The sequence below is a fragment of the Cysteiniphilum sp. QT6929 genome (assembly GCF_030035755.1).
GTDB lineage: Bacteria > Pseudomonadota > Gammaproteobacteria > Francisellales > Francisellaceae > Caedibacter > Caedibacter litoralis.
Genome location: NZ_CP103983.1, coordinates 1,466,929 through 1,485,903 on the forward strand (window position 1 = coordinate 1,466,929; position 18,975 = coordinate 1,485,903).

Sequence of the window (18,975 nt, forward strand, 5' to 3'; positions counted from 1 at the left end):
TTGTTGCGATATAAAAAATTAACAAATAGCCAGTGATGGAAATGTTCAGCTGATCGCTCGAAAAATAAATTATTAGCGCTATACTGGGAAAACGACACAAGTAATGGTAGTTGATAGCGACAAGGATGACGGATTTTGAAGATATTTGATAAACTCAAAAAAGCCAAAAAAGCTAAAAAAGCCAATAGAATGAGTGAAGCCCGCAAGGTTAATAAACTCATCGGTAAAAAAATATTTTGGCGTGTGTTGATCAGTACTATTATTTTGCTTATCCTTGCCTCCCTAACCGTTTTTGTTTTGTCATTTTATCCTTTTTATCAACAAACACAGCGCACAATTAACCATTATTATGAAGAAGTATTAGACGGCTATAAAACAGAGATTCAACTGTCTTTATCAGAAGCGCGAAGCGTTGCATTACAGATAAGTAGCCGCACACAAGCTGCATGGTTGACGGAGGAAATCGAGCGCAAGTACCAATATGGTGATGCCATTATCGATGAGGTGAATGCCTTAAGGCAAATTTTGGCATCCGCCCTTGTCTCAAGTGCTGCTTTACAATCTATACAGCGTTTTGAAAGTAATGGACATTTATTGGTTGAAGTGGGCACCAAGCAACATCAACGATTTGATAAAAAAGCGCTTACATTTGCCATTGGCAATGATGGACTCACTGCAGTGCTAACCAGTCCAATTTATACACAAATGGGACAAGATCGCAAGATTATTGGTTATGATCGGCTCTATTTTGACTTAAGTAAGCTACTGAATAAGTTTGAATCTGAAAGCCTGACACAAAAGCGTGACTTTTATTGGTTTATCAAGAGTGGTAGCTCGTGGCAAGCAATAAGCTCAGGTTTTGCCAACAATCTCACGACGTTGCCAAGCGAAGTATTAACGCAGTTAAAAACACAAGAACATTCCAATCTTTTGATCCAAGATAAAAAATACTATTTTGAACGCATTAATGGACAACAAGTCTTAGCTTTAGGTGTAGATAAAAAAACAGTTGCTTCAAGCGTTTGGCGCAACTTATCACATATCCCACTCACAATTCTTGGATTTGTTATTATTTTTATCTTATTGCTATACCTTTTATTGCGTCCTATGCTCAATAAAGTCATGATTGAGAACAGTCGATTTTATCAGTTATTGAACGAGGATGAGCATACCGGATTGCCAAGCCGCAGATACTTTGAGACCGTGTTTGAAAAAATCCTTATAGACGAGACAGCCAACAATAAAAAAGTTGCCTTATTGCATATTGATATCGATCATTTTAAAAACATCAATGACAGCTTTGGCTACTATTTCGGTAATATTGTATTGCGTGAAATTGCCACACGTCTAAAATCAAGTACGCGCAAAAGTGACTTTGTTGCACGTATTGGCGGTGATGAGTTTGTCGTTGTCCTTAAAGACATTCGCACACTCGATGATGTCAAGCTTATTATCAATCACTTGTTTGCAGTTGTTCACCAGTCAATTTTAGTCAACGATTATCCCATTAACCTTAAAGCAAGCATAGGTGCAGCAATATCGCTGGAGCATGCGAGTGATCGTGAGACATTAATGCAATATACCGATATGGCAATCAGGGATTGTAAAAAAGCCGGCGGCAATAGTTATTGTATCTTCAATGAAAATATCGGCGCACGTTATTTCCGTCAACTTGAGCTGGGCAAGCATTTGGCTAATGCGATAAAAAACAATGAATTTTACCTTATGTTTCAACCGATCATTCATTTGAATGATAAACAACAAATGCATTTTGAAGTGTTGCTGCGTTGGCATAATCGTTATTTGGGCGAGGTGTCACCCGGTGAATTTATTCCTGTTGCTGAAGAGCTCAAGCTAATTGTTGAACTAGGCGCTTGGGTAATTCGCCAAGCATTTTACCAACTGCATCAGTGGCATGAGGATGAAACAATCATTCACAAACCAAGCATTTCAATCAATCTCTCAGCCGTACAAATCAATAATCCTTCAGTTTTATTGGCATTCTTAGAGCACTTAATGGCACAAATGACTATCCCCAGTGCATATGTTACCTTTGAGGTCACCGAAACGGTGATTATGGAAAATTTAGACAATACATCGCAAGTGCTAAATACCCTTAAAAATATGGGGTTTAAAATATCCATTGATGATTTTGGTACGGGTTTTTGTTCACTAAGTTATTTGATTCATGCACAGATTGATAACATTAAAATTGATAAAATCTTTATTGATGACATGTTAACCAACATCAACAGTAAGCTTATTGTTGAAAGTATCATTGATTTGAGTCACCGTTTAGGGAGTACTGTGGTTGCTGAAGGTGTTGAAACCATTGAGCAATATCAACTATTAAAGAAAGTGCACTGCGACTACATTCAAGGCTACTATTTCAGCGTACCGTTGTCAGCCTATGATGCAACCCACTTTATCGAGCACAAACCTCATCATCAATTGTTTTAATTCTCACTTAACAATGCTACGATAATTGCCTATATAAAAGCAGCTTTGGAAACCAGTAAATGGCAATCTCGCAGCAGGAATTAAAGCATATTCTCATGCTTTCAAAACTTAGCGCCAAGCCGGAAGAATTGGCACAGTTTGAATATAATCTGAATAATATTTTTAATCTATTTGATAATCTTAAGTTGGTCGATACGCATGATATTAATCCCATGATTTCACCATTGTTAAGTCATTATCCAGCGCGTGAAGATGCACCTCAAATGCAAAATCATACAGCCGACTTTGAGCGTATAGCACCTGAGTTTACTAATCAGCATTTCATCGTGCCAAAAGTCATTGAATAAGAGGAATTCTCGTGAGTATTTTAAAAACATTGCGTCAAAAGCTTGATGACAAAACCATAAGTGCTGTTGAATTAACAACAACGTATTTAAAAGAGATAAAACATAAAAACAACTTATTAAACGCCTTTATATCAATCAATGAAGCCGAGGTTTTAGCACATGCCAAAGAAATGGATGATTTAATTACCAAAGGCAAGGCAACACTATTAACTGGGATTCCTATCGCACACAAAGATAATCTGTGCACTGATATATTAACCACCACTTGTGGGTCAAAGATATTAAACAATTATCAATCCCCCTTTAATGCCACAATTGTTGATAAGCTTAAAAATCAAGGCATGACACTGCTTGGTAAAACCAATATGGATGAGTTTGGTATGGGCTCAACCAATGAACATAGTTTTTTTGGTGTGGTGAAAAACCCTTATGACTTAAACCATGTTTCAGGTGGCTCTTCCGGTGGCTCAGCCGCTGCAGTTGCCGCGGGACTGACCCCCTTTGCCACAGGTAGTGATACTGGCGGATCAGTAAGACAACCTGCTAGCTTCTGTGGTATTACCGGAATAAAGCCAAGCTATGGCGCCTTGTCGCGCTATGGTTTAGTGGCATATGCTTCATCTTTTGATCAAGTTGGCGTATTGGCGCATTATGCTGAGGATTGTGCTTATTTATTGCAAGCGATGGCAGGTAAGGATGAGAAAGATGGCACAAGTATCGCAACCGATCCAGATTTTTTCACTAAATCACTACAGCAAGATGTAACGAATCTGACCATTGGTGTTGATGGGCAATTATTATCAAAGCTCTCAACTGAAGCACAAGCACTATTTCAAGAATGTATTGCCATTTATCAAAAGCAAGGTGCGAAGATTAAAGATATTCAACTGCCTGATTTACAAGCTGCTGTGTCAAGCTATTATGTGTTGGCACCGGCTGAAGCTGCCACGAACTTAGCACGCTTTGACGGGGTACGTTATGGCCATCGCAGCAAGCATGCAAATACGTTAGATGAGCTGTACATTAATAGTCGCACAGAGGGTTTTGGTGCCGAGGTCAAGCGTCGCATTGTCATTGGCAACTACGTATTAGCCGCGAGTCAATACGATGCCTATTATCACAAAGCCCAACAGGTGCGTGCCAAATTAAAGCAAGATCTTGATATGATCTATCAAAATATCGATATGATTTTACTGCCAACAGCCGCAACAACTGCACCCAAACTTGGCGCACAAAAAGATCCAGTAACGACCTATTTATCGGATATGTATACATTAATTGCCAATTTAACAGGAGCGCCTGCGATTTCGTTTCCTATTGGACAGATTGAGCATATGCCGTTTGGTGCGCAATTAATGGCAAATAATTTCCAAGATCATTTATTATTGCAAGCAGTCTGTGCATTTCAGCGTGAGACAGAATTTCACCTACCACAGCAACTATTACAAGGAGTCGGGGCATGAGTTATGAAATGGTCATTGGACTTGAGGTACATGTCCAGCTTAAAACACAAGCCAAAATCTTCTCAAATGCGGCGACCCTTTATGGTCAAGAGCCAAATACACAGGTGAGCTTTCTTGATATCGCCTTACCAGGAACGCTACCCGTTGTTAATAAACAAGCTATCGATATGGCAGTGATGTTTGGTTTAGCTGTTGATGCAACAATTTCAAAAAACAGCTTTTTCGCGCGCAAGAATTATTTCTACCCTGATTTACCCAAAGGCTATCAAATCAGTCAATCTAATAATCCAATTGTGCAAAACGGTCAACTTGAGATTACAACGAATAAGGGTATTAAAACCATTCGCATTGAACGCGCCCATCTTGAGGAAGATGCAGGCAAATCAGTGCATGATTTTATTGGCGATCAAACCGGTTTAGATTATAACCGTGCCGGCACACCATTATTAGAGATTGTGACACATCCGGATTTTCGCAGTGCGGAGGAGGTAATCTGTTATCTTAAAGACCTTCATCAACTGGTACAGCATCTCGGGATTTGTGATGGCAATATGCAAGAAGGATCATTTCGCTGTGATGTTAATTTATCGATTCGTAAATCAGGTGAGGATCTTGGCACAAGAGCTGAGCTTAAGAATATCAACTCATTTCGTTTTATTGAAAGTGCCATTCATTATGAGTATCAGCGTCAAGTCAATGTCCTTGACAAAGGTGGCATAATCACTCAAGAAACAAGGCTTTATGATCCAGATAATAATGAAACGCGAAGTATGCGTAGTAAGGAAAATGCCTTTGATTATCGTTATTTCCCTGATCCTGATTTATTGCCTATTATCTTGTCTAATGAAGAAATTGAAAGCATACATTCACAGATGCCACTATTGCCAAAAGTGCGCCGTGAAACCTATGCCAAGACACTTAATGCCGATGAAGTCAATTTTCTAATGGATAACCCGACAGTCGCGGATTACTATGATGCATTAGCAAAAAGCATTTCAGCAAAAACCGCATATAACTGGGTTGCCGTTGAGTTGCAAGCCGTGTTTAATCGTGCGCAAAGCACATTTGATGCAAAGCGCGTGCCTATTGAAATATTACTTGAGCTAATTGCATGCGTTGACAAGGATGAGGTGTCTTTAAAATCCGCCAAGACCGTACTACAAAACTATTATGATCAACCGCAAGCGATACAAAGTATTATTGATCAGCTCGGCGTGCGCCAAAGCAATGATCTTGGGTTGGTTGAAAGTTTGGTTGACGAGATACTTGAGCAAAACCCACAACAAGTGCAAGATTATCGCGCCGGTAACAAGAAGCTTTTGAGCTTCTTTGTTGGACAAATCATGAAAAACAGTAAAGGCAAAGCAAATCCTAAGCAAGTGAATGAACTATTGAATAAGAAGTTGAATGAATAACTGTAGTTAAACATATGTAACTGAGGTTACGCATTTTAGAAAAAGCTATGATTTTAAAAACACCCCGTCAGCTTGCAGCTGCCACCCCTCTTGCAAAGAGGGGAATTAGGCAAAGGTTGGTTTTACATTCCCCTCTTTGCAAGAGGGGTGCCGAGCCTGTGAGGCGGGGTGTTGAAATAAAGAAAATGTATACCTTCAGTATTTAAGGATATAAATGTGCGTATAAAACACTGGGGCTTATTAGTATTAATCATCGTTTTATTTGTGGTACTGGTGTTGTGATGCGTATTTTTTCTAAACTCATCCTACTTGTGATTTGTATCGTATTAGGAGCCAGTGGTACTTGGTTTTATCAGCATTACACTGCGAGTGATAATGCAAAATTCTACCCAAGTGTCGCCCAAGTCAAAACGATTAGCCAACTGGCGAGTCTGAGATTAGAGCTTAGCCAAATTGAACAGTTTGAAGATAAAGGTTGGTTTGTTGACACTCAAGCATCTTATTATATTTATGCTTCCGTTTTATTGGGTGTTGATCTTGAACATCTACAAATAAATATCGATAAAACCCGCAAAATACTAACAATCAAATTACCTTTACCAACCGTGTTGAGTATTGAGATTAACCATCAACGCTCACACTTGATCACCAAACAAGACTACACCTTTGGCGTCATTCCACGTTTAGGGGTGATCAATACCGACCCTAAAGACCAAGTACCGGATAAAGCCTATTTACTGGCACAGCAATCCATGCGTCATTTGGCAAGTAGTGGTCAATATATCGCGCAAGCACAAATGCAAATTGCCAAGATATTACAAGAAATGTATCAACCATTTGATTGGCAAGTCAAAATTAATTGGAGTTAATTTATAATGGACAAACAAACGATATTAATTACCGGCTGCTCACATGGCGGTATCGGTTATGCCACAGCGAAATACTTAAAAACACAAAGTTACCGTGTCTTTGCCTCAGCAAGAAAGCAAGAGGACGTTGAAAAACTCACGGTCGAAGGCTTTGAAACTTACTTGATTGATGTGTTAGATGATGCGCAAATAGATGCCGGATTGGCTGACATTCTGCACAAAACAGGCGGCACATTAGATGTATTATTTAATAATGCCGGTTTCTCACAAGCAGGTGCTCTAGAGGATATTCCGACAAAACACGTCAAAGAGCAGTTTGATACGAATTTTTTCGCACTTCATAATCTTACATGCAAAGCACTCAAAATTATGCGTAAGCAAGGTCATGGTAAGATTATTCAGCATGGCTCTGTCTTAGGGCTCGTATCACTTAAATATCGAGGTGCTTATAATGCCAGTAAATATGCCATTGAGGGTCTGGTCGATACAATGCGTCAAGAATTAAGAGGCTCTAACATCCATATGACGATACTTAACACCGGACCGGTAACCAGTAGAATTCGAGAAAATTCGATGAAAACCGTTAAAAATATTGAGCTTAAAAATTCGGTGCATTTAAGTGATTATAAAAAATTGATGTCAGGTAATCATAAACCTGTACCATTTAACGAGGAAGCAATCGCTGTAGCCAAGGTTGTTGCGAAAATTCTTAAAGCAAAAAATCCCGCACCGCGCTACAGCATCACAAAATTCACCCGTATTGCTAAGCTCTTGAAATGGATGTTATCTAGTCGCGCACTTGAGCGCGTGTTAAGTAGATATTAATAAAGGAATACCATCAATGTCACCACAACGCGCTTTTTTGCTTAACTGCATACGTCACCCGAGTATTTTATATTTCTGCATTTTGCCGGTATATGTCCCTATTCGCGCATTAGCAGAAAGCATCTCCAGCTTTAACCAAGTTTTTAAAGATGACTTTGAACGGCTATATTTCTTCTCAGATATGCTGATTATTGGCGCGATTTTAGGGCTCATTACTTGGCTTACTGTCATGCTGACTGAAAAACTTGTCAAAGATGTCAAACAAAAATCAGACGCGCTAACAATGGTTGGATTTTTTTGCCCATTTTTATTGATGCTAACCACCTATATTTTACTCTCCGGACGCTTTGGCGGTGGTGCTTTATACATGACGATGGGGGTGCATTTCTTTTTACTATCGTATCTTGGCAATCAAGTCGTATTACATACTAAACGTTATCAACTTGTCGCAGAAAACTCACTTTCTAATGAGATTAAAAACAACCTGATGTCATTTATCGTCAACACCCTTGGGATTATCGTCACCATTTTATTTGTTGGCTTTTCCTTTTTAAATCTGTTGTTACCTTTCACCTTGGCAACTTCAATTTGCGGTGCTATTTTTTATTACTTCCGTTTTGTGCGGGGCATTAAGTCCTTCAACATACAGGTGTTTTTAAAATGCTTATTATCCTTTGCGATAGGCGCATTATTAGCACTATTGTGTGGTGCATTAATGTATCGTTGGCATAATATCGCTGACGCACTTGTCATTGTCATTATTGCTTTTCTGAGCATTGCCATTGCGATCAAAACCAAACCACGCTATGTCATGCTCTGTATCAATGGCGCTAGTCAATACAGCATTGTTGTTTATGTATTGATGTCATCGGTCCTCTTGTTTTTATTCAACGATCAACTTGCACAAATCTATCAGGCGGTTTATCCATTAGAGCCTGTGTTTTCATTAATTGTCGTAATCATTGGATTGCGCCTTATTTTGCGCAAGAAAAGCCAAACAACTGATGCAACCATACGCCAGAATATCTTTTTATTTGGTATGTTGATGTTGCCGCTATTGTGGTGCTTTTACACCATTGGCTCAGCCAATATAGCGTGGGTGTTGCTTGCCTTTATTGTATTTTTTGTTATTTATGCAATTGTTGAATATGTCGTCATGTTTAACCTAAGACAAATCATCTTTACCAATCAATATTCAAATCAAACAAATACTCTATTAAGCACCTATCTTAATATCTTGTATCAAGGGTTTATTCCGGTGATCTATTTAAGCATTGCCTCATTACTACATCGTTATTCCATGATGGCTTTTAAAGAGGTATTGCTATCGAGTTTACTTATTCTTGTGCTATTGGTGATCATATTTAATTTCATCACACAGCTCACTTTGCGAAAGTGCTAATGCATGCGTTGACAATACGCTTGATTTAGCCAGAATGAAATTGCTCTTACAAATCTAAGGAATATTTATGAAAGAAGTCGTGCAAACCAATAACGCGCCACAGGCAATAGGTCCTTATGTGCAAGCTGTTAAAATCAATGGCATGCTCTACACCTCAGGACAAATTGCCTTAAATGCAAAAGGCGAATTAGTTCAAGGCGATATCAAAACACAAGCAAAACAAGTCATGCAAAACTTAAAAGCCGTTGTCGAAGCTGCCGAAAGCCGCATGGATAAACTGATCAAGACCACATGTTTTATTAAAAACATGGATGACTTTGCTGCTTTTAATGAAGTTTATGCCTCATTTTTTCAAGGGATAACCCCACCAGCACGTTCATGTGTTGAAGTCGCACGCTTACCCAAAGATGTGTTAATTGAAGTTGAAGCAATTGCTGAGATTTAATCATTCGACTTTGTTTTTACCTCACTCAAGCCACCTAATATTCAATTAAAATCGCCCATATCTAGAATGTATTACAATCAATACCACGTATTTATTACGCGTTACTTGCTATTTGTTATACTCTATACTGCCCATGGAAACATCAAAACCAGCTGATATAGATATCAGTAGCAAGGAGTATTATAGCGATGAAAACATGTATTAAATTAATTGCCGTGGCGACTGCTTTGGTAAGCATTCAAAATGCATTTGCCAACTGCAGTATCAAACAACTTGGTGGCACAACCTGGAATCCAACGATCACGTTTTCATGTGATCAAAAGGTTAATCTGACTCAGGATAATATTGAGTTTGACATATCTCAAGGCAATGTGAATGGTGTCTGGAACTTTGTAGTCAATGGACAAAATATGAATGCAGATGGCATTTCAAGCCAACTCAATCGCCAAGTGACTATTGATAACCTCAGTTCGGAATTACGGTTCATAAAACACTCAATCTTTTCTGGCCCACAATAGAGATAGGATCGATAACCCATGCAGCTAAGCATGCCATCAAATGTGTGCATGCATTTACAGGTGAGCGATGCCTTGTATGCCACAACATTAAACTATTTTTCAAATGATCAAATAGAGTTTCAATCATACCTCTATGCCGTAACAATTGCTTTTCCTGTGGAGTCCTAAATAGCTTTTTCATATTCTTTTTGAGCGTAGTAATCAATTTAAGCCCTTGCTCTGCAAGGCATTCTGCTTTGGCTTTGGATACATAACCACGATCGCCAAAAATCATCCCTTGAAGTTCCTTACACATATCCAACAATGGCGTCCTATCATCAGTGTTGCCACGAGTGACTCGAATGCTAACAAGCTCACAAAGATTATTAACCACAAGATGCAATTTCAGCCCAAAAAACCAACCTGTACTCGTTTTGCTTTTACCTGCTAGTCCCTCAAAAACCTTATGATTTTTCTCGCGTAAGTTATGACAAACTGGCAGTTTTGTTGCATCAACATAATAAATACCAGTGCGCTCACCTTGATGATAAGTTAAAAAGTAAGACAACGGTAAAATCGCTTGACTCATCAGCTCTACAAAGCGATTATACGATGGCGCTTGAGGAAAATATTCATGCCAATAAACTTTGATAAACTCGTTGTAATATGTTTTGAAATTGCGATATTGAGTTATCTGAAACATAATAAGAATTGTCATAATTTCACTCACTGCTAACTGTTGCGCTTTGCCATATTTTCTGTTTCTATCCATGCCAATTTGTTTGAGTTTAAGTTGCTTTTCATAGATAATGCAAAAGTCGTCTATGCGGCAAAATGTTGAAATAAGTAGTTCTATCATGTTGATCTTGAGAAATTACCATAAGAATTACTTATTTTAACACCATAAAACCCTTTTAAATCAAGGATTTTAATTCCGAACTCAGGTATTGATATAGGAAAACACTACCACCCAGAAGATGATGTCATTATTCAAGCAGGTGATGCGGTAACCTTTAACTATTCACCAACGGTGGCAGATGCACAAATTACCAATTTTAGTGTTGGCGAAAAACCTATAGAACAAGGCTTTGTCAGTTTTAAAAAATCTCAAACAAGTCAAAGCATCCCCAGTAACGCGATTATTCTGCTCAAGGACAAAGATGGAAATATTGCCTATCAAACCACCTGGCAGCAAGTTGCTCAGCAAAATCTAGCTGTCAAACCGGGAACCTATCAGGTTGAAAGCTATATCGAAAAAGACCAACAACACATCCCGATCAGTATCAGCTCTGCAAATCCAGTTACCGTTCAAATAAATAAAACGGCTGAAGTCATTCTGGATTATCAGCAACAAGACTTAAAGCTGCACATTAGCTTAGATCACGCACAACCAGCCGATGTAAAGAACAACAATATTGAGGTAAAAGTCACCAATAAACAAAACAATAGCGATGTACAGACAGTTAAAGTAAATTGGGGCGCTAGTGTAGCGATTGATTTAAAAACCAATACCAATTACACATTATCCGCGGCTGATATTATTGGTCAGCAAAACAGCTACCAGTTCACATTTACGCCCTCTGATATAAACACCAGCAGTGCTGTCAAGGATTACTATAGCAACATCAAAGTAAGCTCAACACCAATACAGACCTACAAAGTCATCGCTAATGTCAATGGCTTACCTCAAGATAAAACAACACAATTAAGCATCAATCAGAATGGGCAAACGGTCTTAACACAAACGATTCACAATGGTCAGGATAACAGCTTTAATCTGCAAAGTGGCACATATAAGGCAACGGCAACAACACTTATTGATGGCGATTACCAATATACCTTAGCGCCTGTTAACTTTACGGTCAATAAACAAGACACTAATGCGTTAACGCTTCAATTTAATAAAGAGAAAGTGGGTAGTCATGTTAGAGGTTGGCCAAATTATATTGCCATGGGCGCTGTGACTGATGCCAACACACAAAATCCAGCCCAGTTGAAAGGTCGTCTGGTGGACGCTATCTTCAAATACGCAGGTGATGGTGGTAATGGCGATCGTGGTAGATTGGTTTATCCTATTTACACCCAAAACACCTATAAACTTGCGAATGAACTGAGTGCTCTTAACAAACTTCCAACACGTCCTGTTATGGTGGTGTATACTGCTGAAATGAGTGGCGGCACAAGCTTTGAAGATTTTAAAAACAATACATCCACCGCTGAAATTGACAATCTTATTTTAACAAAGCACTTCATCAATCTAATGCTTCTATCTCAAGTAATGCAACTGGAACATGACAAATATAAGCTTGCTGGTTCGATCATTTTAAACCCTGATTTAATGGGCATGATTCAACAACAAAAACTCTATCAAAGCCTGCTTGGCACCAACCCAACGCATATCGATGTTGATAAGGCATTACAACAAGCCTATTGGTTTATTCACTCTCAACACGATTGGCAAATACAATTAAATAATGATAAAACATTAGATGTCAAAGCGACAACACCGATAGCTGTTATTCAAATGGCGGAAAACGGTGAATTTAAAGATCAAGGAATCTACAGCCCATGGGATATAAAAGTGCCTTGGGAAAATGCTGCCACTGGTATTTTAAAGCAATATCAATCGAGTAATAGTGAGCCATCCTCAATACCTGTGTTTTCTGAAAACTTTAAAGGTTGGGTGCAGGCAACCAACTGGGTGGTTAAAACATTCGCTCCAAGTATCACTTTTGGTTGGCAGGAGAATGTCTGGAATGCAAATTCCGCCAATTGGGTACATGCTGATTTAAGTCCAGTTCAAGTGCAAGATACTATTAGCAAACCAACTGTTGAATTATGGCAACAGGCTGGTTTATATCATGGTCAAAATAAACCAGACTTTTTGGTGTTTGATAAGTATGAGCGTAATCCAATTCCAGGTGAGGCAGGCAGTGGCTATATATGGAATGCGCGCGATTGGGATAATTACTTAACTTATGTCAAACAAATGTCTCAGGGATTAGATAATATCCCTGTTATGTTATGGCAAATTCCTGGCGGGCATTTACAGACAACCTCTGAATCAACAGCGATTACACATGGTGCAACGGGACCAGATTTCTTTTTGGGCAACCCAGATGTCGAACCTGATTTAAGCAACTTGCAACCGTATATACGCAATATCAATCTTGCCGATGCAACCTATAACTGCCAACATGATAATGCCTGCCAATTACCTGATTATTTAAAGGATTTAAATGGTAGTAGTAACTATGATTGGAACAAAGACAATATGGATAAGGCACGTGCAAGTAATGTCTTTGCAATTCTATGGGGTGGTGGCAGTACAACAAGTGTTGGAACATTCCCGATGGACGATGGTGGCTGGCTAGCAAAACAGGTCAATCGTTATCAAGAAGAGCAGCAATAGCTACACCCTACCCATGCAGATTTGCCATTGAAATAATTTGCTTGCGTGCCAGCCATATGCAAAGGGTGACAATACAACCAAGAATAAAACTCAATAAAAATAGCATTTCCCAACCGTAGCTCGCTTGAACATTACCTGCTAACGGTCCTACCAACACACGTCCCAATGAGTCAATAGAGCTTAATACTGCAAACTGTGTCGCTGAGAAGCTTTTATTGACAAGGCTCATAATCATTGCCACTAATACGGCAGTACCCATCGCACCAACCATATATTCAACCGCAACGGAGATCACCATTAAATAATAATTCTTCCCTTCAAATGCTAACCACATATACATCAAGTTTGCTGCTGCCATCATAAAGCTAAATAGTAAAAACGTACGAAACAAGCCAAACCCTTTGGCTAACATGCCACCCAATACTAGACCAATAAAGGTAAATATTAAGGCATTGGTTTTATACGATACAGCAATCGTGACTTTATCAAAGCCAAGCTCGGCAAAGAAAACGGTATTCAGTGAAAATGCCAACGCATCACTAAACTTGTAGAAAATAATAATCAACAGCACAACAACAGCTACCGCAAAGCCGCGACGGGTAAAGAAATCATAAAATGGTAAAACAACCGCATCAGCAAAAGTTTTCGGGCGATTATCCACTGTAGTTTCCCGCGCTAAAAAGGTGCCAATCATTGCCACTGCAAAAAATGGAATAAGTGCAAAAATACCAGTTTGCCAGTTATTATCAAAGTATTTAACCATGATTAACAGAAAGGCACCTGTTACCATCATTGCCACGCGATAACCTAATACTGAAATAGAACTACCTAATGCCCGTTCATCCTCATCTAACACTTCTGTTTGATAGGCATTAATCGCAATATCTTGCGTTGCCGAGAAAAAGCAAATTGCCAAGGCAATACCGGCGATAATTAACGGTGATTGCGCAGGTGAGAATTGACTCAATAAAAACACACAGACAATTAATAATAACTGCATTAAAAAAATCCAGCCCTTGCGTCTGCCGAAATATTTAAAGCTTATGCGATCAATCACCGGTGACCATAGATATTTTACTGTATACGGCAATGCCACTAGTGTTAATAAGCCAATATCTTGAATGCTAATCCCTGCTTCGTGATACCAATAAGTTAATGATGATGCCGTAAGCATCAACGGCAAGCCTGACGAGTAGCCTAAAATAAACATCACCAGCATTTTGCGACTTTTAAATAACCCGGCAATGCTGTCTATGGTTGCCGCTTTTAACTGTTGTGAAAAACCACTCATTGTTATCCCTCCAAAATCTAATTTCACGCTGCACTAGCAAGCATGATAAATTCCTGCAATAACGTCTTTTTTGCTTCCTGTTGTCGCTGAGAATGGTATTTTTATCTTATTGATATGACAATAAGAAAACCACGCAAAGGCAATGGCTTCAATCCACGCTTCATCAACGCCCAAAGCATTAATTGCCTGCACGTTGATATCTGGCAAATATTCTCGAAGCAAGTCCAATAAGAACTCATTACATGCGCCACCACCTGCGACATAAAGCGCTTTAGTATCTGCTTGATAAGCTAAAACAGCCTCCGCAATCGAGCGTGCTGTTAAATGATGCAGCGTTGCTTGCACATCTTGTATATGTTCATCGGTAGACAACTGATTCTCTAGCCACTTTAAATTAAAATACTCAAGCCCCGTACTTTTAGGAGCGCTTTGCGCAAAATAAGGATCTTGCATTAATTCATCTAACAACTCGGGCAACAATATACCACCGCGCCCCCACTGACCTGCTTGATCATAAGCTTCACCACGATGCTTATGAATCCATTGGTCGATCAAGGTATTGGCGGGACCCGTATCAAAACCAACAAGCGCTTTTTTAGGGTGTAGACAAGTAATATTAGCGATGCCGCCTAAGTTTAGAATGACTCGCGGCATATCTTTATCCGCAAAAAATGCTTGATGAAATGCCGGCACGAGAGGCGCGCCTTGCCCACCAAAAATCATATCTTTATTGCGAAAATCATTGATAACAGGAATACCTGTAAGCGCTGCAAGCACATTACCACTACCTAACTGAATGCTGAATTTGCGCACACCTTGTGGCTGATGATAAACCGTCTGTCCATGGCAGCCAATGGCAATAATATCTTCTGCATTGAGATTATTTGCTGCGAGTATTTGCTTAACACACTGCGCATAACTTTCGGCTAATTGATAGTCTAAATCACCAAAATCAAATAACGATAATTGATAATCTTGCGCAAAAATATTTTTAATCCTCGCCTTAATCTCAACAGGATAGGCAAAGCTTTGCTGTGCTTTGAGACTAAATGACTCATCTTTAAATTCCACGACAACACAATCAATTGCATCCATACTGGTGCCAGACATAATACCAATGTAATACTTACCACTCATGATTTATTCCGCTTCTTATCTTTCAGGTAATTGGCCAAAGGTAGCGCAAACATACCAACAAATAATACAAGTGCGATAAAAAATAATAGCTGCAACCACCAAGGAAAAGAGAGCATTACCTGCCATGCATGATTAAGCTGTGAGGTAGCACTTGCAAATACCTGCTTTTCTGTCGGCATATAACGCGCTGACACCATTGACACAGACACCAGATAAAATAGCGTCACGATATACAACAACCCATATTGCTTATAGCGTTTGATCTTAAGATATTTTTTCTCAAGAAAGTAACTGATCTCATGATCATCATCACTGGCGCAACTTGAGGTTAAGGTTTTAATCCAGAAGAATGCCAACACAACGGCATAAATAACAAATACAATCATCGACTTACCAACTTTTAGCAACGCTTTTTATAAAAAAATCTACTTTCTGTTCATTCTCTGTCAATGCCGCACTATCGGCTTTTAAGGGTAGCAATGCACCACCGCTGACTCTTGCTTGACCTGCTGCATTTTTATATACCACGACAGGCACTGAATTAATTAACCCCTTTAGAATCGTCATATTATGATTAAATTGCTCAATTTCTTGGCTTGTCGGATTGGTCACTGGTGTGATACCACCCTCTTCTTTAGCGTAATTAAAGCCCTCCTCATTTTGCTTTAGTGCCTCAAGTGGTGATTTCGCGCTTAAAAGAGCCATTGTTTTTAATGGGCTTGAACGCTTGATAATACCAATGGGCACCCAGCGAATCGCTAAATTACCAGCATCTACTTGCTTTTGAGTTGCCTCAAATAACGCATGACAGAAAATGCAATTAGGATCAAAGATCACATACATATTACGCGCTGCCGTTTTTGCGCCCTGCTCAATGAAATTTGCCGTTTGCAGTGCTTGGTATAATTCTTCAGCTGCTGGGTCAGTTGAATTTAAATCGATATTTTGTGTTTTGTTACTTCCTTTGTCATGAGCGCCAAAAAAGTAATACGCACCACCTAAAATAATAATCAATGTAACCAATAGCAGTAATATACGTCTTGCCATAAACTCAGTCCATTTCATCCAATCAAAAGTAAGCTCAAGCCTAGCGAATTTCGTCTACTTTAGCCACTTTTTATTGCTGGATTTATTCTAAGCAAACCAATTGGCTATAAGCTAAATTTATTGATATAGTTAATTTTTTATTGAGAGTATAGGGTTAAGAGATGTTTTCTACTATTTTAAATGCGTTAATTCCCGTAGCATTTGTCATTTTTCTTGGGTGGTTAGCGGGCTTTTTTAAGATTATTGATAACAAGCACAGCAAAAGTTTTGCCACCTATGTAATGAACTTTAGTTTTCCGTGTTTGCTATTTATCATTACTGCAACTACCAAACTCGACACACTACTTAATATCAAATTTGTCATTGCTTTTTTTATTGGCTTAATGGGTATGTATCTTATTAGCTTTTGTACGCATAAGTTCTTATTAAAACGTTCGCCACAAACGGCTGCGCAAGGCGCCTTTGTCTGCTCATTCCCCGATATGGCGTTTATGGGCATTCCCATTTTTATCGAATTGATTGGCTCTAGCGCACTTGTCTCTATTGTGATTGGTAATATTATCTCCAGCGTTGTTATGATCCCAGTCACGGTGATCCTGCTTGAATTAAGATCTGGAAATAAAGCCAATTTATCTCAGCTTTTTATCAGCAATATCGTTGAAGTTCTTAAAAAACCTTTGGTTTTCGCGCCAATTCTAGGGATTATTTATGCTGTTATTGGTGTACCTTTACCTAAAATTATTGAAGATAGCCTTAAGCTCATTGGTAACACCACCTCGGGCGTATCCCTTTTTGCACTAGGTCTTATCATGTCCAGTTTTGTGATTAAATTCTCCAAAGGTGCTGTGATCAATATCTTCTTAAAGAATTTAATCCATCCACTTATTATGTTCGCATTGGTCTATGGCTTTGGCATTACCGGCACTCTTGCGAAAGAAGTGATTCTACTTTGCGCGATGCCCACGGCAACAATGACAACAATGTTTGCATTAAGGTATAACACGCTCACTGAGGAAAGCACTAGCAGTACCATTCTGGGTACATTGATTGCAATAATTACACTACCTGTTTTTATGCTTTTCGTTGGTTTTTAAGCACATGGCAGCTCGATAGTAAAGCATAGACCTGGATAGGTGTTTTTTACAGTCATTTTACCTTTGTGAAAACCAATGATTTTCAGTGCAATTGCAAGCCCCAAGCCATAACCCGTACTATTACCTGCTTGATGAATATTTTTAACTTGTGGCTCAAAAATGCTCTGTATTTTTGCCTCAGGCACGCCAGGACCTTGATCTGATATTTCAATCACCACATGCTGATCTTGCTGATAGCAATGTATCGTACATCCTCCAGCATATTTCTCGGCATTATTACAAATATTTGCCAATGCACGATACAGAAGCCCTTCATTACCAGCAACAAGCAAATGCTCATCGGGATTCTCCATTACACTACACTGTGTTGACGATTCGGCTATCCGCTTAATCAGCTTATTCACATCAACCCGCTGATCACCAGAGTTACCTTGATAATAAGTAACCGTTGAATCAATGATTTCATTAATCTCCATCAAATCTGAAGACAGCTTCTCAAGAAAGGGCGTTTCTTTGGGCATCACTTGCAGATAAAGCATCGTACGCGTTAGCGGAGTTTTCACATCATGAAAAAGTGTTGATAATAGCATTACGCGCTCAGAAATAAGCTCTTCAATATTCGCTTTAAGTTGGTTGGAACTTTTGCGAAAAAAGAGTGATTGCAGCGGAAATTTATTGGGGGCATAAACGCTACGCATGGTTTTATCGATTAAAGTAAAGCCGTACATAATAATGCTAACCACCACCATAACGAGAATAAAGAAATCTAAGAGCATATACAAAATAAGTTCTTTATGCATAAAGAAAGTATGCTTCTCAAGGCTAAAACACACCCCAAGCTGCGCCTTTTGATAATACTGACAACTTGTCACATTATTCGACTTATTAAATTCGCTTAAGGCTTGCGCTAAAGTTAGTGGCTTGTATCTCTCTAGGCGATTATCCATCCCATTTTTACTTATGTTGGCAGATAAAAATTTTGATGCAGTTTTGTTATAGTTATTAATAAATTTCACCAATGAATCATGATCAAATTCGGCAATACTATTTTGAGTTTCTAGCATTGCTTCTAGCACCTCCTTTTGCTGTTCATGGCTTTTCACTGCACTATGCAATGAGCCAACATATATCCAAAACTGTATTACAAATAAAATAATTGTTAAGGTAATCGCAGCAATAATCATTTGCTTCTTACGTTTTAGCGTCATTTCTTTTGTCACTTACAGTACACCGTATTGGTTCAGTATAACCAAGCCATCAAAACAAAAACA

The 18,975-nt window shown here is 38.9% G+C and carries 17 protein-coding genes; 11 read left to right on the forward strand and 6 right to left on the reverse strand.

Annotation, left to right across the window (positions count from 1 at the left end; translation table 11 throughout):
• Nucleotides 1–135: 135 nt before the first annotated feature.
• From NYP54_RS06350 to NYP54_RS06390, 9 genes are all read left to right on the forward strand, one after another.
• Nucleotides 136–2,460, forward strand: a complete 2,325-nt coding sequence (locus NYP54_RS06350; protein ID WP_283155800.1) for an EAL domain-containing protein — start codon at nucleotides 136–138, stop codon at nucleotides 2,458–2,460.
• A 59-nt stretch (nucleotides 2,461–2,519) separates the two neighbouring features.
• Complete coding sequence (gene gatC / locus NYP54_RS06355) at nucleotides 2,520–2,807, forward strand: Asp-tRNA(Asn)/Glu-tRNA(Gln) amidotransferase subunit GatC (RefSeq protein ID WP_283155801.1); 288 nt, start codon at nucleotides 2,520–2,522, stop codon at nucleotides 2,805–2,807.
• 11 nt (nucleotides 2,808–2,818) lie between these two features.
• Nucleotides 2,819–4,270 (forward strand): Asp-tRNA(Asn)/Glu-tRNA(Gln) amidotransferase subunit GatA, encoded by a 1,452-nt coding sequence (gene gatA / locus NYP54_RS06360; RefSeq protein ID WP_283155802.1) that lies wholly within the window; start codon nucleotides 2,819–2,821, stop codon nucleotides 4,268–4,270.
• The gene (gene gatB / locus NYP54_RS06365) at nucleotides 4,267–5,685 is read left to right on the forward strand and encodes an Asp-tRNA(Asn)/Glu-tRNA(Gln) amidotransferase subunit GatB (protein ID WP_283155803.1); all 1,419 of its coding nucleotides are present in this window, start codon (nucleotides 4,267–4,269) and stop codon (nucleotides 5,683–5,685) included. Before gatA ends, gatB begins: the two co-directional genes overlap by 4 nt.
• A 281-nt stretch (nucleotides 5,686–5,966) precedes the next feature.
• Complete coding sequence (locus NYP54_RS06370; RefSeq protein WP_283155804.1) at nucleotides 5,967–6,554, forward strand: DUF4230 domain-containing protein; 588 nt, start codon at nucleotides 5,967–5,969, stop codon at nucleotides 6,552–6,554.
• A gap of 6 nt (nucleotides 6,555–6,560) precedes the next feature.
• Nucleotides 6,561–7,379 (forward strand): SDR family NAD(P)-dependent oxidoreductase, encoded by an 819-nt coding sequence (locus tag NYP54_RS06375; RefSeq protein ID WP_283155805.1) that lies wholly within the window; start codon nucleotides 6,561–6,563, stop codon nucleotides 7,377–7,379.
• 16 nt (nucleotides 7,380–7,395) lie between these two features.
• Nucleotides 7,396–8,781 carry a hypothetical protein gene (locus NYP54_RS06380; RefSeq protein ID WP_283155806.1) on the forward strand — a complete coding sequence of 462 codons (1,386 nt, stop codon included), beginning with the start codon at nucleotides 7,396–7,398 and terminating at the stop codon, nucleotides 8,779–8,781.
• A gap of 67 nt (nucleotides 8,782–8,848) precedes the next feature.
• Nucleotides 8,849–9,226 carry a RidA family protein gene (locus tag NYP54_RS06385; RefSeq protein WP_283155807.1) on the forward strand — a complete coding sequence of 126 codons (378 nt, stop codon included), beginning with the start codon at nucleotides 8,849–8,851 and terminating at the stop codon, nucleotides 9,224–9,226.
• 188 nt (nucleotides 9,227–9,414) lie between these two features.
• Entirely contained in the window at nucleotides 9,415–9,744 is a 330-nt protein-coding gene (locus tag NYP54_RS06390; RefSeq protein WP_283155808.1) for a hypothetical protein, read from the forward strand.
• On the opposite strand, the gene NYP54_RS06395 is transcribed toward NYP54_RS06390, so the two are convergent.
• Nucleotides 9,710–10,582, reverse strand: a complete 873-nt coding sequence (locus NYP54_RS06395) for an IS982 family transposase (protein ID WP_283155809.1) — start codon at nucleotides 10,580–10,582, stop codon at nucleotides 9,710–9,712. The two genes, NYP54_RS06390 and NYP54_RS06395, sit on opposite strands and share 35 nt — an antisense overlap.
• A 171-nt stretch (nucleotides 10,583–10,753) precedes the next feature.
• Between NYP54_RS06395 and NYP54_RS06400 the strand changes: the two genes are divergently transcribed.
• Nucleotides 10,754–13,135, forward strand: a complete 2,382-nt coding sequence (locus NYP54_RS06400; RefSeq protein ID WP_283155810.1) for a hypothetical protein — start codon at nucleotides 10,754–10,756, stop codon at nucleotides 13,133–13,135.
• 7 nt (nucleotides 13,136–13,142) lie between these two features.
• Here the strand turns inward: NYP54_RS06400 and NYP54_RS06405 are convergent, their stop codons facing one another.
• From NYP54_RS06405 to NYP54_RS06420, 4 genes are read right to left on the reverse strand one after another with little or no spacing between them, the layout of a single operon-like run.
• The gene (locus NYP54_RS06405) at nucleotides 13,143–14,426 is read right to left on the reverse strand and encodes an MFS transporter (RefSeq protein WP_283155811.1); all 1,284 of its coding nucleotides are present in this window, start codon (nucleotides 14,424–14,426) and stop codon (nucleotides 13,143–13,145) included.
• Between the two features lie 33 nt (nucleotides 14,427–14,459).
• The gene (locus tag NYP54_RS06410; RefSeq protein ID WP_283155812.1) at nucleotides 14,460–15,563 is read right to left on the reverse strand and encodes an anhydro-N-acetylmuramic acid kinase; all 1,104 of its coding nucleotides are present in this window, start codon (nucleotides 15,561–15,563) and stop codon (nucleotides 14,460–14,462) included.
• Nucleotides 15,560–15,949, reverse strand: a complete 390-nt coding sequence (locus tag NYP54_RS06415) for a hypothetical protein (protein ID WP_283155813.1) — start codon at nucleotides 15,947–15,949, stop codon at nucleotides 15,560–15,562. The genes NYP54_RS06410 and NYP54_RS06415 overlap by 4 nt, the downstream gene beginning before the upstream one ends.
• Nucleotides 15,950–15,953: 4 nt before the next feature.
• The gene (locus tag NYP54_RS06420) at nucleotides 15,954–16,610 is read right to left on the reverse strand and encodes a hypothetical protein (protein WP_283155814.1); all 657 of its coding nucleotides are present in this window, start codon (nucleotides 16,608–16,610) and stop codon (nucleotides 15,954–15,956) included.
• A gap of 161 nt (nucleotides 16,611–16,771) precedes the next feature.
• On the opposite strand from NYP54_RS06420, the gene NYP54_RS06425 reads away from it, so the two are divergent.
• Complete coding sequence (locus NYP54_RS06425) at nucleotides 16,772–17,704, forward strand: AEC family transporter (RefSeq protein WP_283155815.1); 933 nt, start codon at nucleotides 16,772–16,774, stop codon at nucleotides 17,702–17,704.
• On the opposite strand, the gene NYP54_RS06430 is transcribed toward NYP54_RS06425, so the two are convergent.
• The gene (locus NYP54_RS06430) at nucleotides 17,701–18,924 is read right to left on the reverse strand and encodes a HAMP domain-containing sensor histidine kinase (protein ID WP_283155816.1); all 1,224 of its coding nucleotides are present in this window, start codon (nucleotides 18,922–18,924) and stop codon (nucleotides 17,701–17,703) included. The two genes, NYP54_RS06425 and NYP54_RS06430, sit on opposite strands and share 4 nt — an antisense overlap.
• Nucleotides 18,925–18,975 lie beyond the last annotated feature (51 nt).

Bases quoted from the DNA above. Each gene is read 5' to 3' on its own strand.
- NYP54_RS06425 (WP_283155815.1), top strand. From the start codon at position 16,772: ATGTTTTCTACTATTTTAAATGCGTTAATTCCCGTAGCATTTGTCATT.
- NYP54_RS06390 (WP_283155808.1), top strand. From the start codon at position 9,415: ATGAAAACATGTATTAAATTAATTGCCGTGGCGACTGCTTTGGTAAGC.
- gatC (WP_283155801.1), top strand. From the start codon at position 2,520: ATGGCAATCTCGCAGCAGGAATTAAAGCATATTCTCATGCTTTCAAAA.
- NYP54_RS06415 (WP_283155813.1), bottom strand. From the start codon at position 15,949: ATGATTGTATTTGTTATTTATGCCGTTGTGTTGGCATTCTTCTGGATT.
- NYP54_RS06395 (WP_283155809.1), bottom strand. From the start codon at position 10,582: ATGATAGAACTACTTATTTCAACATTTTGCCGCATAGACGACTTTTGC.
- NYP54_RS06420 (WP_283155814.1), bottom strand. From the start codon at position 16,610: ATGGCAAGACGTATATTACTGCTATTGGTTACATTGATTATTATTTTA.
- NYP54_RS06385 (WP_283155807.1), top strand. From the start codon at position 8,849: ATGAAAGAAGTCGTGCAAACCAATAACGCGCCACAGGCAATAGGTCCT.
- NYP54_RS06410 (WP_283155812.1), bottom strand. From the start codon at position 15,563: ATGAGTGGTAAGTATTACATTGGTATTATGTCTGGCACCAGTATGGAT.
- NYP54_RS06380 (WP_283155806.1), top strand. From the start codon at position 7,396: ATGTCACCACAACGCGCTTTTTTGCTTAACTGCATACGTCACCCGAGT.
- NYP54_RS06370 (WP_283155804.1), top strand. From the start codon at position 5,967: ATGCGTATTTTTTCTAAACTCATCCTACTTGTGATTTGTATCGTATTA.
- gatB (WP_283155803.1), top strand. From the start codon at position 4,267: ATGAGTTATGAAATGGTCATTGGACTTGAGGTACATGTCCAGCTTAAA.
- NYP54_RS06375 (WP_283155805.1), top strand. From the start codon at position 6,561: ATGGACAAACAAACGATATTAATTACCGGCTGCTCACATGGCGGTATC.
- NYP54_RS06405 (WP_283155811.1), bottom strand. From the start codon at position 14,426: ATGAGTGGTTTTTCACAACAGTTAAAAGCGGCAACCATAGACAGCATT.